This window comes from Nocardioides sp. Soil774 (assembly GCF_001428125.1).
In the GTDB taxonomy this organism is placed as follows: Bacteria; Actinomycetota; Actinomycetes; order Propionibacteriales; family Nocardioidaceae; genus Nocardioides.
The window spans coordinates 222,627-242,537 of record NZ_LMSM01000007.1 but is presented as its reverse complement, the minus strand read 5'-3'; the positions used below and the strand labels follow the sequence as shown (position 1 = coordinate 242,537).

General features: G+C 73.6%; 20 protein-coding genes. 8 read left to right on the top strand and 12 right to left on the bottom strand.

Features of this window, described 5'->3' with window-relative positions:
- Positions 1-32 precede the first annotated feature (32 nt).
- On the bottom strand, positions 33-551 hold the full coding sequence (locus tag ASG76_RS10940; RefSeq protein WP_056602687.1) for a hypothetical protein: 519 nt from the start codon (positions 549-551) through the stop codon (positions 33-35).
- 196 nt (positions 552-747) lie between these two features.
- Between ASG76_RS10940 and serA the strand changes: the two genes are divergently transcribed.
- Complete coding sequence (gene serA / locus ASG76_RS10935; protein WP_056602685.1) at positions 748-2,343, top strand: phosphoglycerate dehydrogenase; 1,596 nt, start codon at positions 748-750, stop codon at positions 2,341-2,343.
- Between the two features lie 10 nt (positions 2,344-2,353).
- On the opposite strand, the gene ASG76_RS10930 is transcribed toward serA, so the two are convergent.
- The gene (locus tag ASG76_RS10930) at positions 2,354-3,805 is read right to left on the bottom strand and encodes a PLP-dependent aminotransferase family protein (RefSeq protein ID WP_056602683.1); all 1,452 of its coding nucleotides are present in this window, start codon (positions 3,803-3,805) and stop codon (positions 2,354-2,356) included.
- Positions 3,806-3,867: 62 nt separating this feature from the next.
- Between ASG76_RS10930 and ASG76_RS18795 the strand changes: the two genes are divergently transcribed.
- Positions 3,868-4,629, top strand: a complete 762-nt coding sequence (locus ASG76_RS18795) for a YczE/YyaS/YitT family protein (protein WP_235529530.1) — start codon at positions 3,868-3,870, stop codon at positions 4,627-4,629.
- Here ASG76_RS18795 and ASG76_RS10920 read toward each other — a convergent pair.
- From ASG76_RS10920 to ASG76_RS10905, 4 genes are all read right to left on the bottom strand, one after another.
- Positions 4,531-6,015 carry a signal peptidase I gene (locus tag ASG76_RS10920; RefSeq protein ID WP_056602679.1) on the bottom strand — a complete coding sequence of 495 codons (1,485 nt, stop codon included), beginning with the start codon at positions 6,013-6,015 and terminating at the stop codon, positions 4,531-4,533. The genes ASG76_RS18795 and ASG76_RS10920 overlap by 99 nt on opposite strands.
- 2 nt (positions 6,016-6,017) lie before the next feature.
- On the bottom strand, positions 6,018-6,629 hold the full coding sequence (locus ASG76_RS10915) for a hypothetical protein (RefSeq protein ID WP_056602677.1): 612 nt from the start codon (positions 6,627-6,629) through the stop codon (positions 6,018-6,020).
- 149 nt (positions 6,630-6,778) lie between these two features.
- The gene (locus tag ASG76_RS10910) at positions 6,779-8,251 is read right to left on the bottom strand and encodes a gamma-glutamyltransferase (RefSeq protein ID WP_056602675.1); all 1,473 of its coding nucleotides are present in this window, start codon (positions 8,249-8,251) and stop codon (positions 6,779-6,781) included.
- A 20-nt stretch (positions 8,252-8,271) separates the two neighbouring features.
- Positions 8,272-8,838: an O-methyltransferase gene (locus ASG76_RS10905; protein WP_056602674.1), complete on the bottom strand. Its 567-nt coding sequence runs from the start codon at positions 8,836-8,838 to the stop codon at positions 8,272-8,274.
- Positions 8,839-9,239: 401 nt separating this feature from the next.
- Here ASG76_RS10905 and ASG76_RS19100 point away from each other — a divergent pair, with 401 nt between their 5' ends.
- The 4 genes from ASG76_RS19100 (at position 9,240) to ASG76_RS10890 (ending at position 12,443) form a co-directional block, all read left to right on the top strand.
- The gene (locus tag ASG76_RS19100) at positions 9,240-9,380 is read left to right on the top strand and encodes a hypothetical protein (protein ID WP_157559073.1); all 141 of its coding nucleotides are present in this window, start codon (positions 9,240-9,242) and stop codon (positions 9,378-9,380) included.
- A gap of 10 nt (positions 9,381-9,390) precedes the next feature.
- Positions 9,391-10,482, top strand: coding sequence for a 3-isopropylmalate dehydrogenase (locus tag ASG76_RS10900; protein ID WP_056602673.1), 1,092 nt, complete (start codon positions 9,391-9,393; stop codon positions 10,480-10,482).
- A 35-nt stretch (positions 10,483-10,517) separates the two neighbouring features.
- On the top strand, positions 10,518-11,606 hold the full coding sequence (locus ASG76_RS10895) for a branched-chain amino acid aminotransferase (protein WP_056602672.1): 1,089 nt from the start codon (positions 10,518-10,520) through the stop codon (positions 11,604-11,606).
- A gap of 168 nt (positions 11,607-11,774) precedes the next feature.
- Positions 11,775-12,443 carry a DUF2306 domain-containing protein gene (locus tag ASG76_RS10890; protein ID WP_056602887.1) on the top strand — a complete coding sequence of 223 codons (669 nt, stop codon included), beginning with the start codon at positions 11,775-11,777 and terminating at the stop codon, positions 12,441-12,443.
- Here ASG76_RS10890 and ASG76_RS10885 read toward each other — a convergent pair.
- The 4 genes from ASG76_RS10885 to ASG76_RS10870 are packed head-to-tail and all read right to left on the bottom strand — an operon-like array spanning position 12,422 to position 16,182.
- Positions 12,422-13,066, bottom strand: coding sequence for a response regulator transcription factor (locus tag ASG76_RS10885; protein WP_056602670.1), 645 nt, complete (start codon positions 13,064-13,066; stop codon positions 12,422-12,424). The genes ASG76_RS10890 and ASG76_RS10885 overlap by 22 nt on opposite strands.
- A complete protein-coding gene (locus ASG76_RS10880) occupies positions 13,063-14,196 on the bottom strand; it encodes a sensor histidine kinase (protein ID WP_056602668.1) in 1,134 nt (377 codons plus the stop codon). The genes ASG76_RS10885 and ASG76_RS10880 overlap by 4 nt, the downstream gene beginning before the upstream one ends.
- A 20-nt stretch (positions 14,197-14,216) precedes the next feature.
- The gene (locus tag ASG76_RS10875) at positions 14,217-15,425 is read right to left on the bottom strand and encodes an MFS transporter (RefSeq protein WP_200948146.1); all 1,209 of its coding nucleotides are present in this window, start codon (positions 15,423-15,425) and stop codon (positions 14,217-14,219) included.
- A gap of 10 nt (positions 15,426-15,435) precedes the next feature.
- A complete protein-coding gene (locus tag ASG76_RS10870) occupies positions 15,436-16,182 on the bottom strand; it encodes a sigma-70 family RNA polymerase sigma factor (protein WP_056602664.1) in 747 nt (248 codons plus the stop codon).
- A gap of 254 nt (positions 16,183-16,436) precedes the next feature.
- Between ASG76_RS10870 and ASG76_RS10865 the strand changes: the two genes are divergently transcribed.
- Positions 16,437-16,847 carry a hypothetical protein gene (locus tag ASG76_RS10865; RefSeq protein ID WP_056602662.1) on the top strand — a complete coding sequence of 137 codons (411 nt, stop codon included), beginning with the start codon at positions 16,437-16,439 and terminating at the stop codon, positions 16,845-16,847.
- Positions 16,848-17,011: 164 nt separating this feature from the next.
- On the opposite strand, the gene ASG76_RS10860 is transcribed toward ASG76_RS10865, so the two are convergent.
- Together ASG76_RS10860 and ASG76_RS10855 are read right to left on the bottom strand one after the other, a co-directional pair.
- Positions 17,012-17,701, bottom strand: coding sequence for a lysoplasmalogenase (locus ASG76_RS10860; protein WP_056602660.1), 690 nt, complete (start codon positions 17,699-17,701; stop codon positions 17,012-17,014).
- A 5-nt stretch (positions 17,702-17,706) separates the two neighbouring features.
- The gene (locus ASG76_RS10855) at positions 17,707-18,054 is read right to left on the bottom strand and encodes a TraR/DksA family transcriptional regulator (RefSeq protein ID WP_056602658.1); all 348 of its coding nucleotides are present in this window, start codon (positions 18,052-18,054) and stop codon (positions 17,707-17,709) included.
- Between the two features lie 76 nt (positions 18,055-18,130).
- On the opposite strand from ASG76_RS10855, the gene ASG76_RS10850 reads away from it, so the two are divergent.
- A complete protein-coding gene (locus ASG76_RS10850; RefSeq protein ID WP_056602656.1) occupies positions 18,131-19,744 on the top strand; it encodes a serine/threonine-protein kinase in 1,614 nt (537 codons plus the stop codon).
- Positions 19,745-19,911 lie beyond the last annotated feature (167 nt).

The following is a 19,911-nucleotide window of genomic DNA, read 5'->3' as shown; positions in this document are numbered from 1 at the left end:
GCGGGTGCCGCCGGCCCCACGAGGCCCTGGAGTCAGTCGTCCTCGTGGTCGGAGCCCTCGTCGTCCGACTGGTCGTCGGCGTGGTCGTCCCCCTGGTCCTCGGCGTGGTCGCCCTGGTCGTCGGCCTCGCCCTGGTCGTCGGCCTCGTCCTGGTCGTCGGCGCCCTGCTGGTCGGAGTCGCCCTGCTCGTCGGCGTCCTCGCCCTGGTCGTCCGCGTCCTCGGTCTCGGGGGCCTCGGTCTCGGGGACCTCGGTCTCGGGGGCCTCGGTCTCGGGAGCCTCGGTCTCGGTCTCGGTCTCGGGGGCCTCGGTCTCGGTCTCGGGGGTCGCGTCGTCCGACTCCACCTCGTCGGCGTCCTCGTCGGGGCCCTCGGTCTCCTCGACGTCCGTCGTGGGGTCGGGGGTCTCGGGCGGCTCGGTCTGGCTCGTCGAGTCCTCGGCCGGCTCGGAGGAGTCCCCGTCGACGGCGTTGGCGGCTGCGAGCCCGAAGCCGGCGATCACGAGTGCGGCGAGGCCGCCGGCGGCTGCGGTGCGGGCAGTGGTGGTCTTCATGGCTCTCCCGGGGGTGGGGGTCGTCTGTCAGGAGGTGGACCGACGCGGGCGTGCCCGACGGACCCCCGTGTCCGCGATGCGAGACCGCACCCGCCCACTGGGACGGGTTCGGCGTGCCGTCGACCCACCGGTAGTGTGGGCCCGGCACAGCGTCGTGCAGTCCCGGACCACCCTTGATCATCACGAGGACCCCGCTGTGAACGCACCCGCAAAGCCAGTCGTACTCATCGCCGAAGAGCTGAGCCCCGCCACCATCGAGGCGCTCGGCCCCGACTTCGAGATCCGCCACTGCAACGGAGCCGACCGCGCCGAGCTGATCCCCGCGATCGCCGACGTCGACGCGATCCTGGTCCGCTCCGCGACCAAGGTCGACGCCGAGGCCCTCGCCGCCGCGCAGCGGCTCAAGGTCGTCGCCCGTGCCGGCGTCGGCCTCGACAACGTCGACGTCAAGGCCGCGACCCAGGCCGGCGTCATGGTCGTCAACGCGCCGACCTCCAACATCGTCAGCGCCGCCGAGCTCGCCGTCGCCCTCATGCTCGCCGCTGCCCGCCACATCAGCCCCGCCCACGCAGCGCTCCGCGGAGGCGAGTGGAAGCGCTCGAAGTACACCGGCATCGAGCTCTACGAGAAGACCGTCGGCATCGTCGGGCTCGGTCGCATCGGCGTGCTCGTCGCCCAGCGCCTCAGCGCGTTCGGCATGAAGGTCATCGCCTACGACCCCTACGTTCAGGCCGGTCGTGCCGCGCAGATGGGCGTGCGCCTCGTCGACCTCGACACCCTGCTCGCCGAGTCCGACTTCATGAGCGTCCACCTGCCCAAGACCCCCGAGACCGTCGGCCTCATCGGCGCCGAGCAGCTCGCCGCCGCCAAGCCGAGCCTCGTGCTCGTCAACGCCGCGCGCGGCGGCATCGTCGACGAGGCCGCCCTCCACGACGCCCTCAAGGCCGGCCAGATCGCCGCCGCCGGCCTCGACGTCTTCGCCAGCGAGCCGTGCACCGACAGCCCGCTCTTCGAGCTCGAGAACGTCGTCGCCACGCCCCACCTCGGCGCCTCGACCGACGAGGCCCAGGAGAAGGCCGGCGTGTCGGTCGCGAAGTCCGTGCGTCTCGCGCTCAGCGGCGAGCTCGTCCCCGACGCGGTCAACGTGCAGGGTGGCGTCATCGCCGAGGACGTGCGCCCCGGCATCCCGCTCACCGAGAAGCTCGGCCGCGTCTTCACGGCGCTGGCAGGCGAGGTGGCCCAGCAGCTCGACGTCGAGGTGCGCGGCGAGATCACCGAGTTCGACGTCAAGGTGCTCGAGCTGGCCGCCCTCAAGGGCGTCTTCGCCGACATCGTCGAGGAGCAGGTCTCCTACGTCAACGCCCCGCTCCTCGCCGCCGAGCGCGGCACCGAGGTGCGCCTGGTGACCGAGGCCGAGAGCCCCGACCACCGCAACCTGATCACCCTGCGCGGCACGCTCGTCGACGGCACCCAGGTCTCGGTGAGCGGCACGCTCGTCGGCCTGGCGCAGAAGGAGCGGCTCGTCGAGGTCAACGGCTTCGACGTCGACATCGAGCCCACCACCCACCTGGCCTTCCTCACCTACGAGGACCGCCCGGGCATGGTCGGCACCGTCGGCGGCATCCTCGGCGACGCCTCGGTCAACATCGCCGGCATGCAGGTCTCGCGCCAGGACAAGGGTGGTCAGGCCCTTGTCGCGCTGAGCGTCGACTCCGCGATCCCGGCCGAGACGCTGGCCGAGATCGAGACCGCGATGCAGGCGGCCTCGGTGCGCGCGGTCGACCTGACCTGAGCGAGGCGGTCTACGCGACCATCACCCGGCCGGAGGCGCTGCGCGTCGCCGGCCGGGTCGCGTGGCTCGAGACGTGCTCCCACGCGGCGGCGAGACGTCGTACGGCCTCGGTGAGCGTCTCCGGCGACGCCGTCCACGGGATCCTGACGTGGCGGTCGAGCCCGCCCTCGACGGCGAAGACCGGACCCGGCGCGACGACCACGCCCCGACGCTCGGCCTCGGCCGACGTGGCGGTGCCGAGCGCCTCGGGCAGCTCGCACCACAGCGCCAGCCCGCCTTCCGGCACCCGGAAGCGCCACTGCGGCAGGTGCTCGCGCACCGCCGCGACCAGCGCGTCGCGGCTGGCCACGAGGCGCTCGCGGTGGACGGGCAGGACCTCCTCGGCGTGGTCCATCAGGTCGGCGAGCACGAGCTGCTCGAACACGGGAGCGCCGAGGTCGAGGCCGATCCGGGCCTGCAGGAGCCGGTCCATCTCGGCCAGGGGAGCGCGCACCCAGCCGAGGCGCAGGCCGCCCCAGTAGGACTTGCTCGCGCTGCCGATCGTGATCGCGTCGTCGGCGTACGCCGCCAGCGGGGGAGGCATCGCCTCGGCCAGCCCGGGCGTCAGCGCGAGCGCCTGGTGCGCCTCGTCGGCGACCACGACGGTACGGGTGCGCGCGAGTGCGGCCGCGAGCTCCTCGCGCTGCGCCGCCGGCATCAGGTGCCCGGTGGGGTTCTGGAAGTCGGGGATGAGGTAGGCCAGCCGCGGCGAGGACTGGCGCAGCGTGGCGGCCAGTGCGTCGAGGTCCCAGCCCTCGGGGTCCACGGCCGCGGGGACCAGTCGGGCACCGGCGTGCCGCACGGCCTGGGTCGCGTTGGGGTAGGTCGGCGACTCGACCACGACGCGGTCGCCCGGCGCGGTGAAGGCCTGCGCGACGATCGAGGCGGCGGCCAGCGCGCCGGCGGTCACCATGACCTGCTCCGGCCGGGTGGGCAGCCCGCGGGCGTCGTACGACGCGGCGATCCGCGCCTGGAGCGCCGGCACGCCGAGGGGGAAGTAGCCCGGCCCGCTGAGGTAGGCCGGGAGCTCGGCGGTGGCGCGCTGGTAGGCCTCGACCAGGCCGGGCGGGGCGGAGTGGGCGGCGCAGTTGAGGTCGATCATGTCGTCGCCGCCGGTGCCCGGCAGGAGCGACCGGTCGTGGGCGCGCCGGTGGCCGCCCGGCACCGCGGTGAAGGTGCCCGACCCGCGCCGCGCCTCGGCGTACCCCGCCTCACGCAGCACCTCGTAGGCCCGGGTCACCGTCGTGCGCGAGACGTCGAGGGCGCCGGTGAGCTCGCGCTCGCTCGGCAGCCGTACGCCGATCCCGATGCGCCCGTCGCCGATGAGCACGCGCAGGCTGTCGGCCAGGCCCAGGTAGGCCGGGGAGCGGGTGAAGCCGTCGGTCAGAGTGGCTACGCGCTGGGCGCTGAGGACCGGTGGCATGCAGGCCACTGTTCCAGAATTGGCTATGGGCGACAAGGCCAATCTGCGGCAGGGTCGGCACCATGAGCTCCACCGTCTCCCTCGGCACGACCGCCCCGCGCGGCGTCCTCGTCGACCTCGGCCCGCTCGCCCAGCTGCGGGCCGGCCGCCTGGCCCACCGTCTCCCGCAGCTCTACGTCGGGCTGTTCCTCTACGGCGTCTCGCTGGCCATGATGGTGCGAGGCGCCCTGGGCCTCGCGCCGTGGGACGTGCTGCACTCGGGCGTCGTCCGCCACGTGCCGATGACGCTGGGCAACGCGGTCGTGCTGTTCAGCTTCGTCGTGCTGCTGCTGTGGATCCCGCTGCGTGAGGTGCCGGGCCTCGGCACGATCAGCAACGCGCTCGTCGTCGGTGTCTCCGCCGACGTGACGCTGGCGGTGCTCGCCCGGCCGGACGCGATCGGGCTGCGGATCGCGCTGATGCTCGGCGGTGTCGTGCTCTGCGGCGTGGCGTCCGCGCTCTACATCGGCGCCCAGCTCGGCCGCGGGCCGCGCGACGGCCTGATGACCGGCCTGGCCCGCCGCACGGGGCTGTCGCTGCGGCTGGTGCGCACCGCGCTCGAGGCCGGCGTGGTCGTGATCGGCCTGCTGCTCGGCGGCAAGCTCGGTGTCGGCACGGTGGTCTACGCGCTCGCCATCGGGCCGCTCACCCAGCTGATGCTGCCGTGGTTCACCGTCGACGTGGGGTCAGCGCGCGGCGTAGTGGGCGGCGACGCGCTGGGCCGGGAGCGCGCTGTCGTAGAGGGACACGTTGTCGATGGACCCGTTGAACGCGCTGGTTCCTGACCCGCCCCCGATGCGCACGTAGCCGCTGAAGTACTCCACCTTGGACGTCAGGCCGCTGACGCGGGCTGCTCCGTCGACGTAGATCACGGTGTTCTCGCGGCCGCCGTTGGCGGAGGTGGAGACCACGACGAGGTGGTGCCAGGTGTTGTCGGCGTATCCGCCGGGGGTGGTGACGACGTTCAGGGAGCCGTTGGCCCAGTCGCCGTAGGTGATGTGTCCCGTCGTCGTCATCCGGACGACCCGGTCCTCGTAGGACGGCGTGCCGGTCGTGGTGCTCGAGCCGAAGCCGGCCAGGGACCCGCCGGCCTGGGTGCCGGTCCTGAACCAGAGCTCGACCGTGTGGGAGGCCGCGGTCGCGATGGGGTAGGAGCCGGTGAGCGCGAGCCCGCCGCCGGTGGCGATCGACGAGCCCGGGTTGTTGGGCAGGCCACCCTGCTGGCCGAGGACGGCCGCGGGGCGGTAGCTGCCGAGGGACTGGTGGCCCGACCTGTCCTGCGCGGTGGTCGTCCCGGGCTGCTCGTCGAGGAGCCAGAGGGTGTGGGGGGAGTCGGCGAGGACTGCCGTGACGTAGGGCTGCGTCCACTGGCCCACGGTCCACGACATGGCGCTGTTGCGGGTGTAGCCGGTGAAGCCCGCGCTGGCGGTGCAGGCGAGCATGCCGGCGAGCAGCAGCGCCGCCACCGTCGCGACCGGCGGTCGCACCCTCAGCATGTGGGCCAGCGTGTGGGCCTGTGCCCGCGCTGCGTCCGAGCGACCGCCCCTGCGCGCGCCGTTGCTCGCGCCCTTGCTCGCGCCGGGGTCTCTCGCGTCGCCGGGCGGCGGACCGCCCGGGGGCCGGCGCCGCCGCACTCCCCGCCTCGGCGACTCGCCCTCGAGGTGTCGCACGGCGAGGGCGAAGGCTCCGATCGTCGCCAGCAACCACGCGGCCAGCCTCAGCCACTGGCCCGACTGCGCCCAGGTGACCGGGTGCCCCACACGAGGTGCGAGGAGCACGGCGGTGGCCCGGACGTCGCTGGACGGCAACGGGGTGATGTCGGTGACGGCGTTGGCGTCCCCGGCGGTGGTGTACTTCCCGTCGTCGCGCCGCTCGACGATGCGGTGCACCATCAGGTGCGGCTCGGTCGTCGCCGGGTCGTCGAAGACGAACACCCGGCCCACCCGGATGCGCTGGTCCTCGGTGTAGGGGGAGGCGATGACGACGTCGCCCACGTGGAGCGAGGGCTCCATGGAGCCGGACTCGACGACGTAGGAGCCCCACCCGAACAGCGGCGGGGCAGCTGCGATGACGACCAGGCCGAGCAGGAACACGCGATACATGCGAGCGCCGAGCACCACCGTGAGGTGCGCCCAGCCGCGCACCGCGTCGAGGGTGGTGGTGGCAGCCATGGTCAGCTGTTGCTCTGCATCTCCCACTGCATGTCGATGCCGGTCTTGGCACCCTGCATCTGGTCGACCTGCTGTTGGGTCATGCCGGTGGTGTCGAAGCGCCAGGTCATCCGGTAGGTCTTCGACGAGACGCCGGGCGCGACGCTCCAGCCGCCGAAGCCCGTCTCGTAGCTGTTGACCTGCGCGATGGCCGACAGGGGCTGGTCGTTGACGAGCGCGGGGCCGCTCGCGACGAACCCGGTGCAGTCCGCGAAGGACCCGCCGGTGCCGTTCTCGATGGTGACCTTGACCCGGTTCTCCAGCCCGACCGTCGAGGTCACCGGGTTGATGGCGTAGCCCTTGACGGTGCTGGCGACCGAGGCGTCCGCGGTCACGGTGATGCACTTGGTCTGGGTGTCGCCCGGCAGCATGTTGGCGACCCGGAAGCGGGCCGCGCCGTTGTCGTCGTCGGTCAGCTTGACCGAGCCGGTGGCCCACTCGTTGCCCGAGTTGCGGGTCTGCCCGGTGAACGCGGCGTACGACGCCTGGTAGACGGTCGCGCCGAGGGCGACCAGGGCGAGCGGGGTGGCGATGGTCGCGAGGACCTTGGTGGTCGCGGTGCCGGGGGACTGCATGACGATGTGTGTTCCTTCGGTGGGGCGATTGGTTGACCGTTCGACCACACCGTAGGAACGTCGAGTGGGAAGATTGTGTTCTTTGCCACAAAGTAGTCACAAGGTGACTTGACACCTGGCCCGTCCGGGTGGTGTCCGGGTGACACCCGTCACCCGGTCAGGCGGGAGACCCCGTCGCGCCGCGGGTCGGCCACCGCCTCGAGCGAGCCGTCGGCGCGGGTGAGCGCCGCGCCGACGCCGCCGAAGTACATCGACAGCTCCTCCTCCACGCGCACCTCCTCGTCGGGCAGCCCGGCGCGGTGGACGTGCACACGCGGGTGGGCGACCGCGTCGGCGAGGGTGAGCGCACCGCCGGCGAACCCGGCCAGCGCGCTCACCACCGCGGTGGTGATCCGGTCGGCCCCCGGCGAGCCGATCGCGAGGGTCGAGCCGTCGTCGTGGCGACCGACCGTGGGCGCCATGTTGGACAGCAGGCGGGAGCCGGGCGGCACCCGGCGACCGGGCGGGTTGAGCTCCTGCTCGCCGAGGCAGTTGTTGAGCCAGATCCCGGTGCCGGCGGCGACCATCCCGGACGCGTAGCCCGACGACACCGTGATCGAGCACGCGGAGCCGTCGCTGTCGGCGACCGACACCTGGGCGGTCGAGCCCGACTCCAGCACCGCACGGTGGTCGGCGTCGACCAGGTCGAGCCACGCGCGTGCGGTCGCGTCGAGGTCGGCGGCGGTCTCCAGCACCTCGCGCCGGTGCCCGAGCACGGCACGCTGCACGCGCACGAGGTGCGCGACGTCCGCGTCGTCCCACCGCCCGTGCGGCCGACCGTCGAGCAGGCGCAGCATCGCCGCGACCACGACGCCACCGACCGACGGGGCAGGGGTGGTCGCCAGGCTCCACCCGTCGACGCGGGTGGTGAGCGGCGCGCGCACCACGGGGGCGTACGCCGCCAGGTCGGCCGCGCCGAGCAGCCCGCCGCGCTCCTGCACGTCGGCCGCGACGAGGCGGGCCAGGTCGCCCTCGTGGAGGGCCCGCGGCCCGTCGGCGGCGATGACCTCGAGCGTGCCGGCCAGGTCGTCGACCACGACGTGGTCCTCGGTCAGCTGACCCTGCGCGTCGTGCAGCGCCCGGTGGCTCGCGGGGTCCCAGCCGAAGACGGTCTCGTGGACGTGGCGCAGGTAGTAGGTCGACGCCGAGCCCAGCCGGAAGCCGCCCCGCGCCACGTCGATCGCCGGCGCCACCAGCTCGCGCCAGGGCAGCCGGCCGTCGCGGGCGTGGGCCTCGCCGAAGGCCGCGAGCGAGCCGTGGGTGGCGACCGAGCCGGGGCCGATGGTGATCGTCACGCCGCCGCCGTAGGCCGTGGTGACGTCCCACGTGCTCGCCGGCGGGGCGTCGTTCGCCCGTCCCAGGCCGGGCCTGTCCACCCAGCCGTCCACGGTGTACGCCGCACCGGCGGAGGGCTGGACGGCCACGAAGCCGCCCGAGCTGAGGGAGACGAGCCCGACCTCGTTGACCATCGCCACGAGGGCGGCGGCGATGGCGGCGTCGACCGCCGATCCGCCGGCGCGTGCGACCGAGGTGGCCGCGTCGGCGGCGGCGGGGCTGGGGGCCGCGACGGCGAGCCTGGTCACCGGCGCTCAGCCACGCTCGTTCAGCGACGCGTCGCGATGACGGCGGAGGCGTCGGTCGCGACCATGACCTCGACGGCGGTGAACCGGTCGTCGGTGAGCCACTGCTCGCGCAGGGTGTCCACGCGACCGTAGGTGATCGGCGGCCACGACTCGCACGGGGCGAAGTCGTCGAGCACGACGATGCCGCCCGGCTCGACGAGGTCGATCACCGCGTCGACGCCGACCTCCGACGGGGAGCCGGAGTCGAGGAAGAGCAGGGAGAAGGGCCCGTGGTCGCGCAGCACGTTCCAGTCCGCGGAGAGGACCTCGACGCATGTGTCGTCGACGAAGATCTGGGCCGCGGCGCCGGCGAGCGACTCGTCGAGCTCGGCGGTGATGATCCGCGCCCCGTTGCGCACGCCGCTGCGCAGCCACGCGGTGCCCACGCCGCAGCCGGTGCCGAACTCGGCCATCGTGCCGCCGCGGGTCGCGGCCAGCGTCGCGAGCAGCCGGCCGGTCTCGTTGCGGCAGAAGGCGACGTAGCCGGCCTGGCGGCACACGTCGAAGGCTCGCTGGACGACGTCGGGGAGTTCGGGGGGAGCGCTCATGAGGTCGCCGAGTGTGTCACCAATCCCCGGTCGTCCCAGTCCCCGGGCCGCAGTCTCACGATCTGACACGTTCGCGGAAGTCGGGTGCGCGGCCCGGCGCGCGGTCGTACAGTCTCCTCCATCATGCGGAGCGTGTTCGTACTTATCGATCGCCGCGGCGAGGCCTGAAGAAGGCCACCTCGTCGCGGTGTTCGGCGTTGACGAGGTTCCGCCACCGGCCTTCATCCGACTCAGTCGAGTTCGAAGCCGCCGCCTCTGCGGCGGGTCCGCCAGTCACGCGTGATCCGCCCTCCTGCCGGCCGGTTGCCGGGCCCCGGGCGATCCCCGCACTCCCGCACCCCCACCCGCCGCGGTGTCGGTGGCTTCGGACTCACGTCCCGCACAGACCAGGAGTGAGAACGATGTACGACCTGTATCCCGACAGCTGGGGCCCCGCGGCCCACGACCCCGAGAACCCCCGCAGCAGCGAGAACGTCGCGCTGGCGCTGCAGACGGCGCTTGACCTGCGAGACAACGGCGGCCAGCGCCCCGACGACAACTAACGTCACCCGCATGTCCGAGACCCAGCAGACGTCCACCACCGACGCCCCCCGGGGCAGCCAGACCCTCGCCGTCATCCCCGGCGACGGGATCGGTCCGGAGGTGACCGCCGAGGCCCTCAAGGTGCTCGAGGTCGCCTCCCCGGTGACGTTCGAGTCGACGCGCTACGACCTCGGCGCCGAGCGCTACCTCGCCACCGGCGAGGTGCTGCCCGACTCGGTGCTCGCGGAGGTCCGCGGGCACGACGCGATCCTGCTGGGCGCAGTGGGCGGCAAGCCCAACGACCCGAACCTGCCCCCCGGCATCCTCGAGCGCGGGCTGCTGCTCAAGCTGCGCTTCGAGCTCGACCACTACGTCAACCTGCGTCCCTCGCGCCTGTTCCCCGGCTCCGCCTCACCCCTCGCGGAGACCGTGCTGGAGAAGGGCGACATCGACTTCGTCGTGGTGCGCGAGGGCACCGAGGGCCCCTACACGGGCAACGGCGGAGTCCTGCGCGGCGGGACCCCCGCGGAGGTCGCGACCGAGGTCTCGGTCAACACGGCGTACGGCGTCGAGCGGGTGGTCCGCGACGCCTTCGCCCGCGCGCAGAAGCGACCGCGCAAGAAGCTGACCCTGGTCCACAAGACCAACGTGCTGACCAACGCCGGGTCGCTGTGGTGGCGGCTCTTCGAGTCCGTCGGCGCCGAGTTCCCCGACGTGACGACGGACTACATCCACATCGACGCGGCCATGATCTTCATGGTCACCGACCCCGCCCGCTTCGACGTGATCGTCACCGACAACCTCTTCGGCGACATCATCACCGACCTCGCCGCCGCCATCACCGGCGGCATCGGGCTGGCCGCCTCCGGCAACGTGAACCCCGACCGGACGGCACCGTCGATGTTCGAGCCCGTCCACGGCTCCGCCCCCGACATCGCCGGGCAGCAGAAGGCCGACCCGACGGCCGCGATCCTCTCCGGGGCGCTCCTGCTCGACCACCTCGGCCACCCCGACGCGGCCGCGGCGATCGAGGCGGCGGTGCTCGCCGACCTGCGCGAGCGCACCCCCGACACCCAGCGGCGTACGAGCGAGGTCGGCGACGCCATCGCCTCCCGCCTCTGAGGCGCCCCTGATCCAGACCTGAGTAGGTTGACCCCATGCAGATCAGCACCACCGCCAACCCCACGCCCGTCGACGACGCCCGGCTCGCGGAGATCCTTGCGAACCCCGGTTTCGGCCTGCACTTCACCGACCACATGCTCACGGTGGAGTGGACGCCGCAGGACGGCTGGCACGCCGCGCGCATCGAGCCCTACGGCCCGCTGACGCTCGACCCGGCCACGGCGGTGCTGCACTACGCGCAAGAGACCTTCGAGGGGATGAAGGCCTACCGCCACGCCGACGGCTCGGTGTGGACGTTCCGCCCCGAGCAGAACGCCGCGCGGATGGTGCGTTCGTCACAGCGCCTGGCCTTCCCGGAGCTGCCGGTGGACGACTTCGTCGAGTGCGTCGACGCCCTCGTGAAGGCCGACGAGCGCTGGGTGCCGGGCAATGCCAATGGCGGGGGAGAGGGCGAGAAGTCGCTCTACCTGCGCCCCTTCATGTTCGCCAGCGAGACCTTCCTCGGCGTGCGCCCGGCGCAGCACGTGACCTTCATGGTCATCGCCTCGCCCGCGGGCGCCTACTTCAAGGGTGGCATCAAGCCGGTCAACCTCTGGCTCTCCGAGACCTTCACCCGCGCCGGCCGTGGCGGCATGGGTGCGGCCAAGACGGGTGGCAACTACGCCGCCTCGCTCGCCGCGCAGCGCGAGGCGATCGAGCAGGGCTGCGACCAGGTGGTGTTCCTCGACGACCAGGAGTTCCGCTACATCGAGGAGCTCGGCGGGATGAACCTCTTCTTCGTCCACGCCGACGGCCACGTCGTCACCCCCGAGACCGGCACCATCCTCGAGGGCATCACGCGCGCCTCGATCATCGAGCTCGCCGGCAAGCTCGGCCACGCGGTGGAGGAGCGCAAGTTCTCCATCGACGAGTGGCGCGACGGCGTCGCGTCGGGAGAGATCACCGAGGTCTTCGCCTGCGGCACCGCCGCGGTCGTCACGCCCGTCGGTGAGCTGCGCTCGCCCCACGGCACCACCGCCGCGCCGGCCAGCACCGAGCTGACGATGCGCATCCGCGAGGCGCTCGTGGGCATGCAGTTCGGCCGCACCGAGGACACCTTCGGCTGGATGCACCGCGTCTGCTGACCCGCCACCACCTCCTCCTCCTCGGTGGTCGAGGAGGTCGCGCTGCGACCGTCACGAGACCGATCAGCCGATCGGCCGATCGGCCGATCGGCCGATCGGCCGATCGGCCGATGACCCGCGGCCCGCGGGCCGATGCGTCGTACGCCGCCGGCGGCGAGGCTCGTCACCATGACGACGCTCGCCCCCCGCCCCGCAGCCCCGACCCGGTCCCGACGTGACTGGTGGGTCCCGGCGAGCCTCCTGGCCCTCGCCCTGATCCCGTCGGTGGCCGGTGCCGCGCGCCTGGCCGACCTCTCCGGCGGGCGCACGGAGGAGAACGCGCGCTTCTTCGACCTGCCTGTGCCGATCCTCGTGCACATCGTCGGCGCGACGACGTTCCTCGTGCTCGGCGCGTTCCAGCTCAAGCCGTCGCTGCGGCGCTCCCGCCCCCGCTGGCACCGCTGGAGCGGGCGCGTGCTGGTCCCGGCCGGGCTGGCGGGCGCGCTGAGCGGGATGTGGATGGCGGTGTTCTCCGACCTGCCCGCCCACGACAACGTCGCGCTCATGTGGTTGCGCCTGCTCTTCGGCTCGGTGATGGTGGCCGGCCTGGTGCTCGGCCTGATGGCGATCCGTCGCCGCGACGTGCGCGCTCACCGGCGCTGGATGGCCCGGGCGTACGCCGTCGGTCAGGGCGCCGGCACGCAGGCTCTGGTCCTCGGGCCCACGTTCTTCTTCGTCGACCAGCCGGGCGGCGACCTCAAGGCCGCCGGCATGGGGGCGGCGTGGGTGCTCAACCTCGCGGTCGCCGAGTGGCTGGTGCGCAGGTCCGAGAGGACTCAGTCGAGCCGGCGCGACTGATAGGCCCAGAGCGCGAGCTCGACCCGGTTGCGCACGCCGAGCTTGGCCATGAGCGAGCCGAGGTGGGTCTTGACGGTGCTCAGCGAGATGTAGAGCGAGGCTGCGACCTCGTGGTTGGTCAGGCCGCGCGCGACCGCCAGGAGCACCTGCTCCTCGCGCTCGGTCAGCGGCGTCACCGGTTGGACCGGCTCGTCCCGGGTCGCGAAGGCGCGCAGCAGCCGCGTGGTGACCGTCGGGTCGACCAGCGAGCCGCCGTCGGCAGCAGCGCGTACGGCATGGGCGAGCAGGCGCGGCCCGCAGTCCTTGAGCAGGAAGCCGCGCGCCCCGGCGCGCAGCGCGCCGTAGACGTAGTCGTCGAGGTCGAAGGTCGTCACGACCACGACCGCCATCGGGTCCGCGACGTCGGGCCCCGCGAGCGTGCGGGTTGCCTCGATGCCGTCCATGCGGGGCATCCGGATGTCGAGCAGGCACACGTCGGGGCGCAGCGCGCGCGCCTGCTCGACGGCGTCCTGGCCGTCGACGGCCTGGGCGACGACCTCGATGCCGTCCTGGGCGTCGAGGATCATCGCGAGCCCGGTGCGCACGATCTCCTGGTCGTCGGCGACCAGCACCCGCAGCGTCATCGGACCTCCTCGACGGGGAGGTCGGCGGTGACGCGCCACCCGACGAGCGGGGCGAGCGAGCGCGCCTCGAGGTGTCCGCCGAGCAGGTGGGCGCGCTCGGTCATCCCGGCGATGCCGAAGCCGTCGCCGACGTCGATCGAGCCGCGACCGTCGTCGGTGACCACGAGCACCACGCGGTCGGCCCGCCGCTCCACGCGCACCTGCACGAAGGTGACGTCGCGGGCGTGGCGCCGCGCGTTGGCGACGGCCTCCTGGGCGATGCGCTGGAGAGCCGCGGCGACCGTGGGGGACAGGGCGTCGAGCCCGTCGTCCACCGCCACCGCCACCGCTGGGCCCGGGCCTCCGCTGCTCTCGAGCCCGCGGAGGTCGTCGAGCGGACGGTGCGGCGCCTCGTCCTCGGTGCGCAGCAGCTGCACCACCTTGCGCGTCTCGGCGAGCGTGCGGGTGGCCTCCTCGTCGATGCGGCGCAGCGCGTCCCGGGCGGCCTCGGGCCTCGTCTCGGCGACCGCCAGGCCTGCCTGCGCGCTGATCGCGATGGCGGTGAGGTGGTGGGCGACGGTGTCGTGCAGGTCGCGGGCGAGGCGCTCGCGCTCGAGTCGGCGTACGTCGTCGAGCTGGCGCGTGCGGAGCAGGGACCGGGTGCGCACCGCGGCGCCGACGGCGACCGCCGTCACGACGACGGCCGCGCCGCCGATGCGGTCACCGGCGGGCAGGTCCTGCCACACCAGCGACGAGCCTGCGACGAGGAAGAACAGCCACAGGCCGATGACCGCGTCCTCGCCGCTGGCCCAGCGGGCGAGGGAGTAGGGGATGAGCAGCGCGACGACCGCTGTGTTGAGGTCGTCGGGCACTGGCCCGTCAGTGGTCCACGACACGAGCTCCTCCACGAGGACGACGGCGCCGAAGACCGTGACCGTGGCGATCGGGCTCGTGCGCCGCACCAGCAGCGTGGGCAGCCACACCAGGAACGCCGCCAGCGTGAACCAGCGTCCCGCCATGTCCGGCCGGAGCGCCGCCTCCAGGATCCCCGCCACGGCTGCCACGGCGACCAGCGCGTGGTCGAGCCGTCCCGCCGGACGCGCGTCCGGGGGTGCGGGCAGGCGCCACAGCTGCCGGGCGAGGGTGAGCACGCCAGAACCGTAGTGCTCCCTCACCTGCCCGCGGATCGGCCGGATGGCCGAGGAGCAGGCCGTCGTAACGCGAGCGGCAGCGTCGCCACGGCGACCGCGCCCGCCACGAGGAAGGCGGTGACGAAGGACGTGAGCTCGGCGATCACCCCGACAGCCACCGAGCCGATCGCCGTCCCGGCGTCGAAGCCGACGTTCCACACCGCGCTCGCGAGGTGGTGCTGCCGGCGCGGGACGGCTGCGAAGGAGACCACGAGCGTCAGGTTCTGCAGCCCGCCGTAGGACAGGCCGAGCAGCAGCATGCCGGTGAGGAAGGCGCCGACGCGCGCACCGCCCGGGGCTGCGACCGACCACGCCACGAGCGCCATCGCCACCCCGGTCAGGGGCACCAGTGGCCACAGGAGCCTCTCGGCGCCGTGGCGGTCGGCGAGCACGCCGATCCGCCACCGGCCGAGCGCGGCCGTCAGGCCCATCAGGAGCAGGCCGCCGGCCGCGAGCGGGGCACTGTCGACCACCTGCGGGGTGAACGTGAGCAGCGCCCCACCCGCCAGCGTCACCGCCAGCAGGAGGAGCATCGGCCGCAGGAGCCGGCGCAGGGCGGCGTACGTCGTCTCGCGCGGGTCGGTCGACGCAGTCGGGTCGGCGAGGGGGTCCTGCTCGGCGGGGCCGAGCGTCGACGCCAGGCGCAGCGCTGCAGGGATGCCGGCCACGGGCAGCGCGCTCAGCGCGAACGCCACCCAATAGCCCAGGCTCTCCGCGATCCACGGGCCGGCAGGCAGGAGGACGAGGTTCGGTGCCGCGACCGCCAGGCCGTAGGCGCCGATCGCCTCGCCGCGCCGCGAGGGCCCCACCAGCGCGGCCACGGCGGCGCTCCCGGTGACCGTGAGGATGCCGAACCCGACGCCTCGGACGGCCGACAGCGCGAGGACCACGCCCAGCTCGTCGCTCAGCGCCATCGCGACACCGGGGACGCCCAGCAGGGCCAGCCCGGCCGCGAGCACCGGGCCCCACCCGAACCTGCGCAGGGCGCGCGGCACGAGCAGCTGGGTCAGCACGGTGAAGCCCAGCAGCACGCCGTTGACCAGCCCGGCGCCCGAGGTGGTCGCCCCACCCTCGGTCGCCCACAGCGGCGCGACCGTGAGCAGCAGCGCGTATCCCGAGAACCCCGCGCAGGTCATCGTTGCGAGCGCCGCCATCCCCGGCTCTCGCCAGATCGGCTCGCGTGCGCTCACGGCGGGGAGCCTAGGCGACCGGGACCTCCGCCCCGAGGACGCCTCGGATGTCCTTGAGGATCCGGACCAGCACGCGGGACACCTGGGCCTGCGTGAGCCCGACGGCGTCGCCGATCTCCTGCTGCGAACGCTCCTCGTAGAAGCGCAGGTAGACGATGCGCCGGTCGCGGGCCGACAGCTGTCGCACGGCGGGCTCGAGCATGACGCTCGCCTCCGCGGACGTGTACGCCGCGTCCTCCCCGCCGAGCGTGCTCGCGATCGTCGCGCCCGCGTCACCGGGGCCGCCGTCCAGTGACGTCGGGGTGAAGCAGCCCTCCACCGACAGCGCCTCGACGACGTCCGAGACGTCGACGTCGAGGTGCGAGGCGACCTCGCTCGGGCGCGGCGAGCGACCCAGGCGCGCCACGAGGTCGTCCTGGGCCCTCACGATCCGCGCCTGCAGCTCCTGCACCCGTCGCGGCGGCCGGACCGTCCAGCCGCAGTCGCGGAAATGACGGCGCAGCTCACCGCGGACCGTGGGCACGGCGTACGATATGAAGTCGTGGCCCGCGTCAGGATCGAACCGGTGCGCGGCCTTGGTCAGGCCGAGCAGGGCGACCTGCTCGAGGTCGTCGAGCTCGATGCCGCGGTTGCGGTACCTCGCCGCGATCGACCGCGCGACGTCGAGGTGGGACTCGATGAGGGTGTCGGTGAGGACACTGCGTTCGGACATCCCCGCACGGGCGATGTCGTCGGGGGAGACACGCTCGGTGACCACGTGGACCTCTTCACAGCTCCGAGGGCTCGCCGTGGTCTCCAGCGAGATCTGTGGCGAAGATCCTGCCACGGCCATCGCGGGTCGTCGAGAAGTGGTGCGAAGTTCGCCGTTTGCAGGACATCCGGGCGGCAGGAGTTGTAGCTTCGGGCGCGCAGACCGACGGCGTTGTCGCAGTGGACTGCGCAGGAGGGTTCCCGGTGCTCACGAGCCGACCGTGAACTGCTCCTCTGTGGCCGCCGAGCCACACTGATGAGGTGATCTCCCTCGACCTCGCCGGCCGCCTGCACGACGCCGGGCTCGCCTGGACGCCGGCCAACGGCGACGCCTTCTGGATGCCCGAGCGCGAGCTCGACGAGACGGTGTTCATGGTGAGCGACATGGTGGTCGAGGTGCGCGACCTCCCGGGCGGGCGCAGCCTCGCCTTCAACGGCACGACCGAGTGGGCCCTCGACGACGTGGAGGAGCGCGACGCCGTGTGGCTGCCGCGCCTCGACCAGCTGCTCGACGTCCTCGGAGCGAGCTTCGTGAGCCTCACCGCGCGCTCCGGCGGCTTCGTCGTCCGGGTGGAGCGTGGGCAGTGGCAGGAGGAGCACGTCGACGTCGCCGCCGTCGACGCGGCAGCGCGCGCGGTGCTCGGGGTGCTGGAGGCCAGCGACCGGGCGTGAGGAGCCTGGCCAGCCCCGCCAGCCCACTGGTCGCGATCCCCGGATATCCGGGGAAGCTGGAGCCTCACCCCCGAAGTTTCGGGGGTGAACCGCAGGTTTCCCCGGATATCCGGGGAAACCAACAACCCCCTTCGCCGAGGGCCGAGGACCGAGGGCCGCCGGACTCACGGCCGCGTCCGGGCCACCTCCGCCACCCCGGCGGCGATCAACCCCTGGCCAGCCGTGTAGGTCGCCATCACGAACGAGTCCAGCTCCGGCCGCGGCTCGCGCAGCAGGAACCGCTGCGTGGCCAGCACGACGTCGGAGACGACGAAGAGCGCGGTCCCGGCCCGGACGCTGCGCCGCGCGCCGGCCGGCAGCGACGGGGAGAGCACGCGCGAGCTGGCGAACATCGCGCTGAGGATCGTGGCGTACGCCGCGACCGGTGCCCGCAGTGCCGGGTCGTCGCGTCCGGCCGCGACGGCCATCACGGGAGCGGCAGTCAGCCACAGGCCGAGCGGGAGACGGAGCCGAGCGAGGTCGGGGGCGGGGTCGTGCACCGAGAGGAAGGCGGCGACGTACGCCACGTGGGCGCCGAAGAACGACCCGACGCCGCCGAGGAACGCCCGCTCGCCAGAGCCGAGCAGCGCGACGTCGCCGCCCCACGAGAACGCCTGGGCGGCCACCGTGCCCCGGGACAGCACGGTGCCGTCGACGGCGGGCACCGTCGCAGCCGCCAGCGCGGGCATCAGCAGGGGCTTGGTGATCCACCGCAGCCGCTGCGCGGCCGGACCGCGTCGGCCGGCGGCGACGCTGTCGACGACCGCGAGCCCGACGTAGGCGGCAGGGGGCAGGATCGACCGGAGGCGGGACATGCCGGTCATCCTGACGCGCGGGCGGCGCAGCGGATGCACAGGCGCGCGGCGGGCAGGGCCTCGAGCCGCTCCGGTCCGACCGGCCCGCCGCACCCCTCGCAGGTGCCGTACGTCCCCGCGTCCAGGCGCGACAGCGCTGCATCGACCTCGCTGAGGTGGTGGCGCACCTGGCGGACGAGCGCGCCGATCTGCGAGCGTTCGAACGCGATGGTCGCGCCCTCGGGGTCGTGCTCGTCGTCGGCGTTGGTGTCGAGCGACGCGGCGACCATCGCGTCGTGGTCGCCGGTCAGGCTGGACAGCCGCTCCAGCGTCTGCACGCGCTCGGAGGCGAGGCGGTGCCGGGTGTCGTCCACCTCTCCATCATGGACCCGGCCGGCGTCGGCGCGCGGATCAGGCCGATCGGGCGTCGGCACGCTTATCCTCGGACGCGTGACGACCTCCCCCAAGGCGCCGCCGCCCGGGCTCACCGTCGGCGGCTACGCGCTGCGCGCCCGCCTCGGCGAGGGTGGCATGGGCGTGGTGCACCTCGGCCAGAAGCCGGGGGAGCGGCCGGTCGCGATCAAGGTGCTGCGCCCCCACGTCGTCGGCGACGACGAGGCCCGGCGCCGGCTCGCCCGCGAGGTCAGCTCGCTGACGCGAGTGCGCAGCCGTCGCATCGCCGAGATCGTCGACGCCGACCCGTGGGGCGAGATCCCCTACGTCGCGACCAGGTACGTCCCCGGCCTCTCCCTGCACGACCACGTGCAGGAGGAGGGCGCGCTGGCCGGCGACGACCTCCTGTGGTTCGCCGACTGCCTGGCCGAGGCGCTCGACGCCGTCCACGCCGTCGGCGTGCTGCACCGCGACATCAAGCCCTCCAACGTGATCATGGAGGGGCGCACGCCGATCCTCATCGACTTCGGGCTGGCCCGGGTCGCCGAGGACTCCCGCATCACGATGAACGGCTGGCTGCTCGGCACTCCCGGCTACCTCGCGCCCGAGATCCTCTACGGCGAGGACGCCACCGCTGCCTCCGACGTGCACGCCTGGGCGGCCACCGTGGCGTACGCCGGCACCGGACGCGCGCCGTTCGGCCGCGGGCCGTCGGTGGCGATCATGGACCGCGTCCGTCGCGGCGAGCACGACCTCGCCGGCCTCGACCCCGACGTGCTCGAGCTCGTCGAGGAGGCGCTCGCGCCCGAGCCTGCCGACCGGCCGTCGCTCGACGAGGTGCGCGACTGGCTCGAGGACCTCGCGGTCGACGGGACGCCCCAGCCGCGCCCGCACTCCGCACCGGTCACGCTGCCCTACGTCGCCGGCGTGCGCGACGACCTCGACGCACCCACCCGCGTCGGCACCGGCGTCGCCGCGCCGGTCGCGGAGCCGGTGCACTGGTCGGAGGACTGGGACGACGACTTCCACGACGACCCCGCCGGCACCACCGAGTACGTCACCGACTACGGCCCGCCGCCGCGCGAGCACGTCCCGGCCGGGCAGCGGCTGCGCCGCACCGCGACGCTCCTCGCCCTCGGGGGAGTGGTGGCCGGCGGCGTTGCCCTCGCTCCCTACGTCACGCTCGCGGTGGTCTTCGTCGGCGTCTGGCTGCTGCGCAGCGGTTCGCTGGCCGCGAGCTCGCACGGCAACCGGCGAAGCCGGCGCGGGACCAGGTGGTACGACGGCATCCAGCTGCTGCTCGCCGCCCCGTGGCACGTCGTCGCCGGGCTCGGGGGCACGGTCCTGCTGATGTTGTGGAGCCTCGGCATCGGCGCCGCTGTCGCGCTGCTGTGCTTCGCGGCGTCGCTGTCGGTGCTCACCTCGCTCGCCGCGATCGGCGCCGCGCTGGCCCTCGGCCTGTGGTGGGGCCCGGGCTCGGAGCGCCTGCGCTCGCCCGTGCGCCGCGCCGTCGACCCGCTCGCGCGTCGCGGCGTGCCGTGGCTGCTGGTGACCCTGCTCGTCGCGGCCGGGGCCTCCGGACTGGGCGCGGGCGCGTCGGCCCGGGGCACCAGCTGGGCGCCGTACGACTCGGCACCCTTCGCCGACGTCCACCTGCCCGGCTGGCTCTGAGGCGTCCCGCGGGCAGCCGCGTGCGGGCCCGCCGTGCCCGCCGCTCCGCTAGGGTGGAGTCACTGCAGGCGTCATGCCACGCTCCGGCTCCCGGGGCACTCGGCACTCACGTCGCAGCCACGTCAGGTGGTGCGAGATGATCTCGCGGCTCAGCACGGAACCATCCC

What these genes read in the sequence shown, in the direction of transcription:
- ASG76_RS10860 (WP_056602660.1), bottom strand. Translation starts at nt 17,701, where the DNA reads ATGTCCCGCCTCCGGTCGATCCTGCCCCCTGCCGCCTACGTCGGGCTC.
- ASG76_RS10890 (WP_056602887.1), top strand. Translation starts at nt 11,775, where the DNA reads ATGACGACGCTCGCCCCCCGCCCCGCAGCCCCGACCCGGTCCCGACGT.
- ASG76_RS10885 (WP_056602670.1), bottom strand. Translation starts at nt 13,066, where the DNA reads ATGACGCTGCGGGTGCTGGTCGCCGACGACCAGGAGATCGTGCGCACC.
- ASG76_RS10940 (WP_056602687.1), bottom strand. Translation starts at nt 551, where the DNA reads ATGAAGACCACCACTGCCCGCACCGCAGCCGCCGGCGGCCTCGCCGCA.
- ASG76_RS10920 (WP_056602679.1), bottom strand. Translation starts at nt 6,015, where the DNA reads ATGGCTGCCACCACCACCCTCGACGCGGTGCGCGGCTGGGCGCACCTC.
- ASG76_RS19100 (WP_157559073.1), top strand. Translation starts at nt 9,240, where the DNA reads ATGTACGACCTGTATCCCGACAGCTGGGGCCCCGCGGCCCACGACCCC.
- ASG76_RS10895 (WP_056602672.1), top strand. Translation starts at nt 10,518, where the DNA reads ATGCAGATCAGCACCACCGCCAACCCCACGCCCGTCGACGACGCCCGG.
- ASG76_RS10930 (WP_056602683.1), bottom strand. Translation starts at nt 3,805, where the DNA reads ATGCCACCGGTCCTCAGCGCCCAGCGCGTAGCCACTCTGACCGACGGC.
- ASG76_RS18795 (WP_235529530.1), top strand. Translation starts at nt 3,868, where the DNA reads ATGAGCTCCACCGTCTCCCTCGGCACGACCGCCCCGCGCGGCGTCCTC.
- ASG76_RS10915 (WP_056602677.1), bottom strand. Translation starts at nt 6,629, where the DNA reads ATGCAGTCCCCCGGCACCGCGACCACCAAGGTCCTCGCGACCATCGCC.
- ASG76_RS10905 (WP_056602674.1), bottom strand. Translation starts at nt 8,838, where the DNA reads ATGAGCGCTCCCCCCGAACTCCCCGACGTCGTCCAGCGAGCCTTCGAC.
- ASG76_RS10900 (WP_056602673.1), top strand. Translation starts at nt 9,391, where the DNA reads ATGTCCGAGACCCAGCAGACGTCCACCACCGACGCCCCCCGGGGCAGC.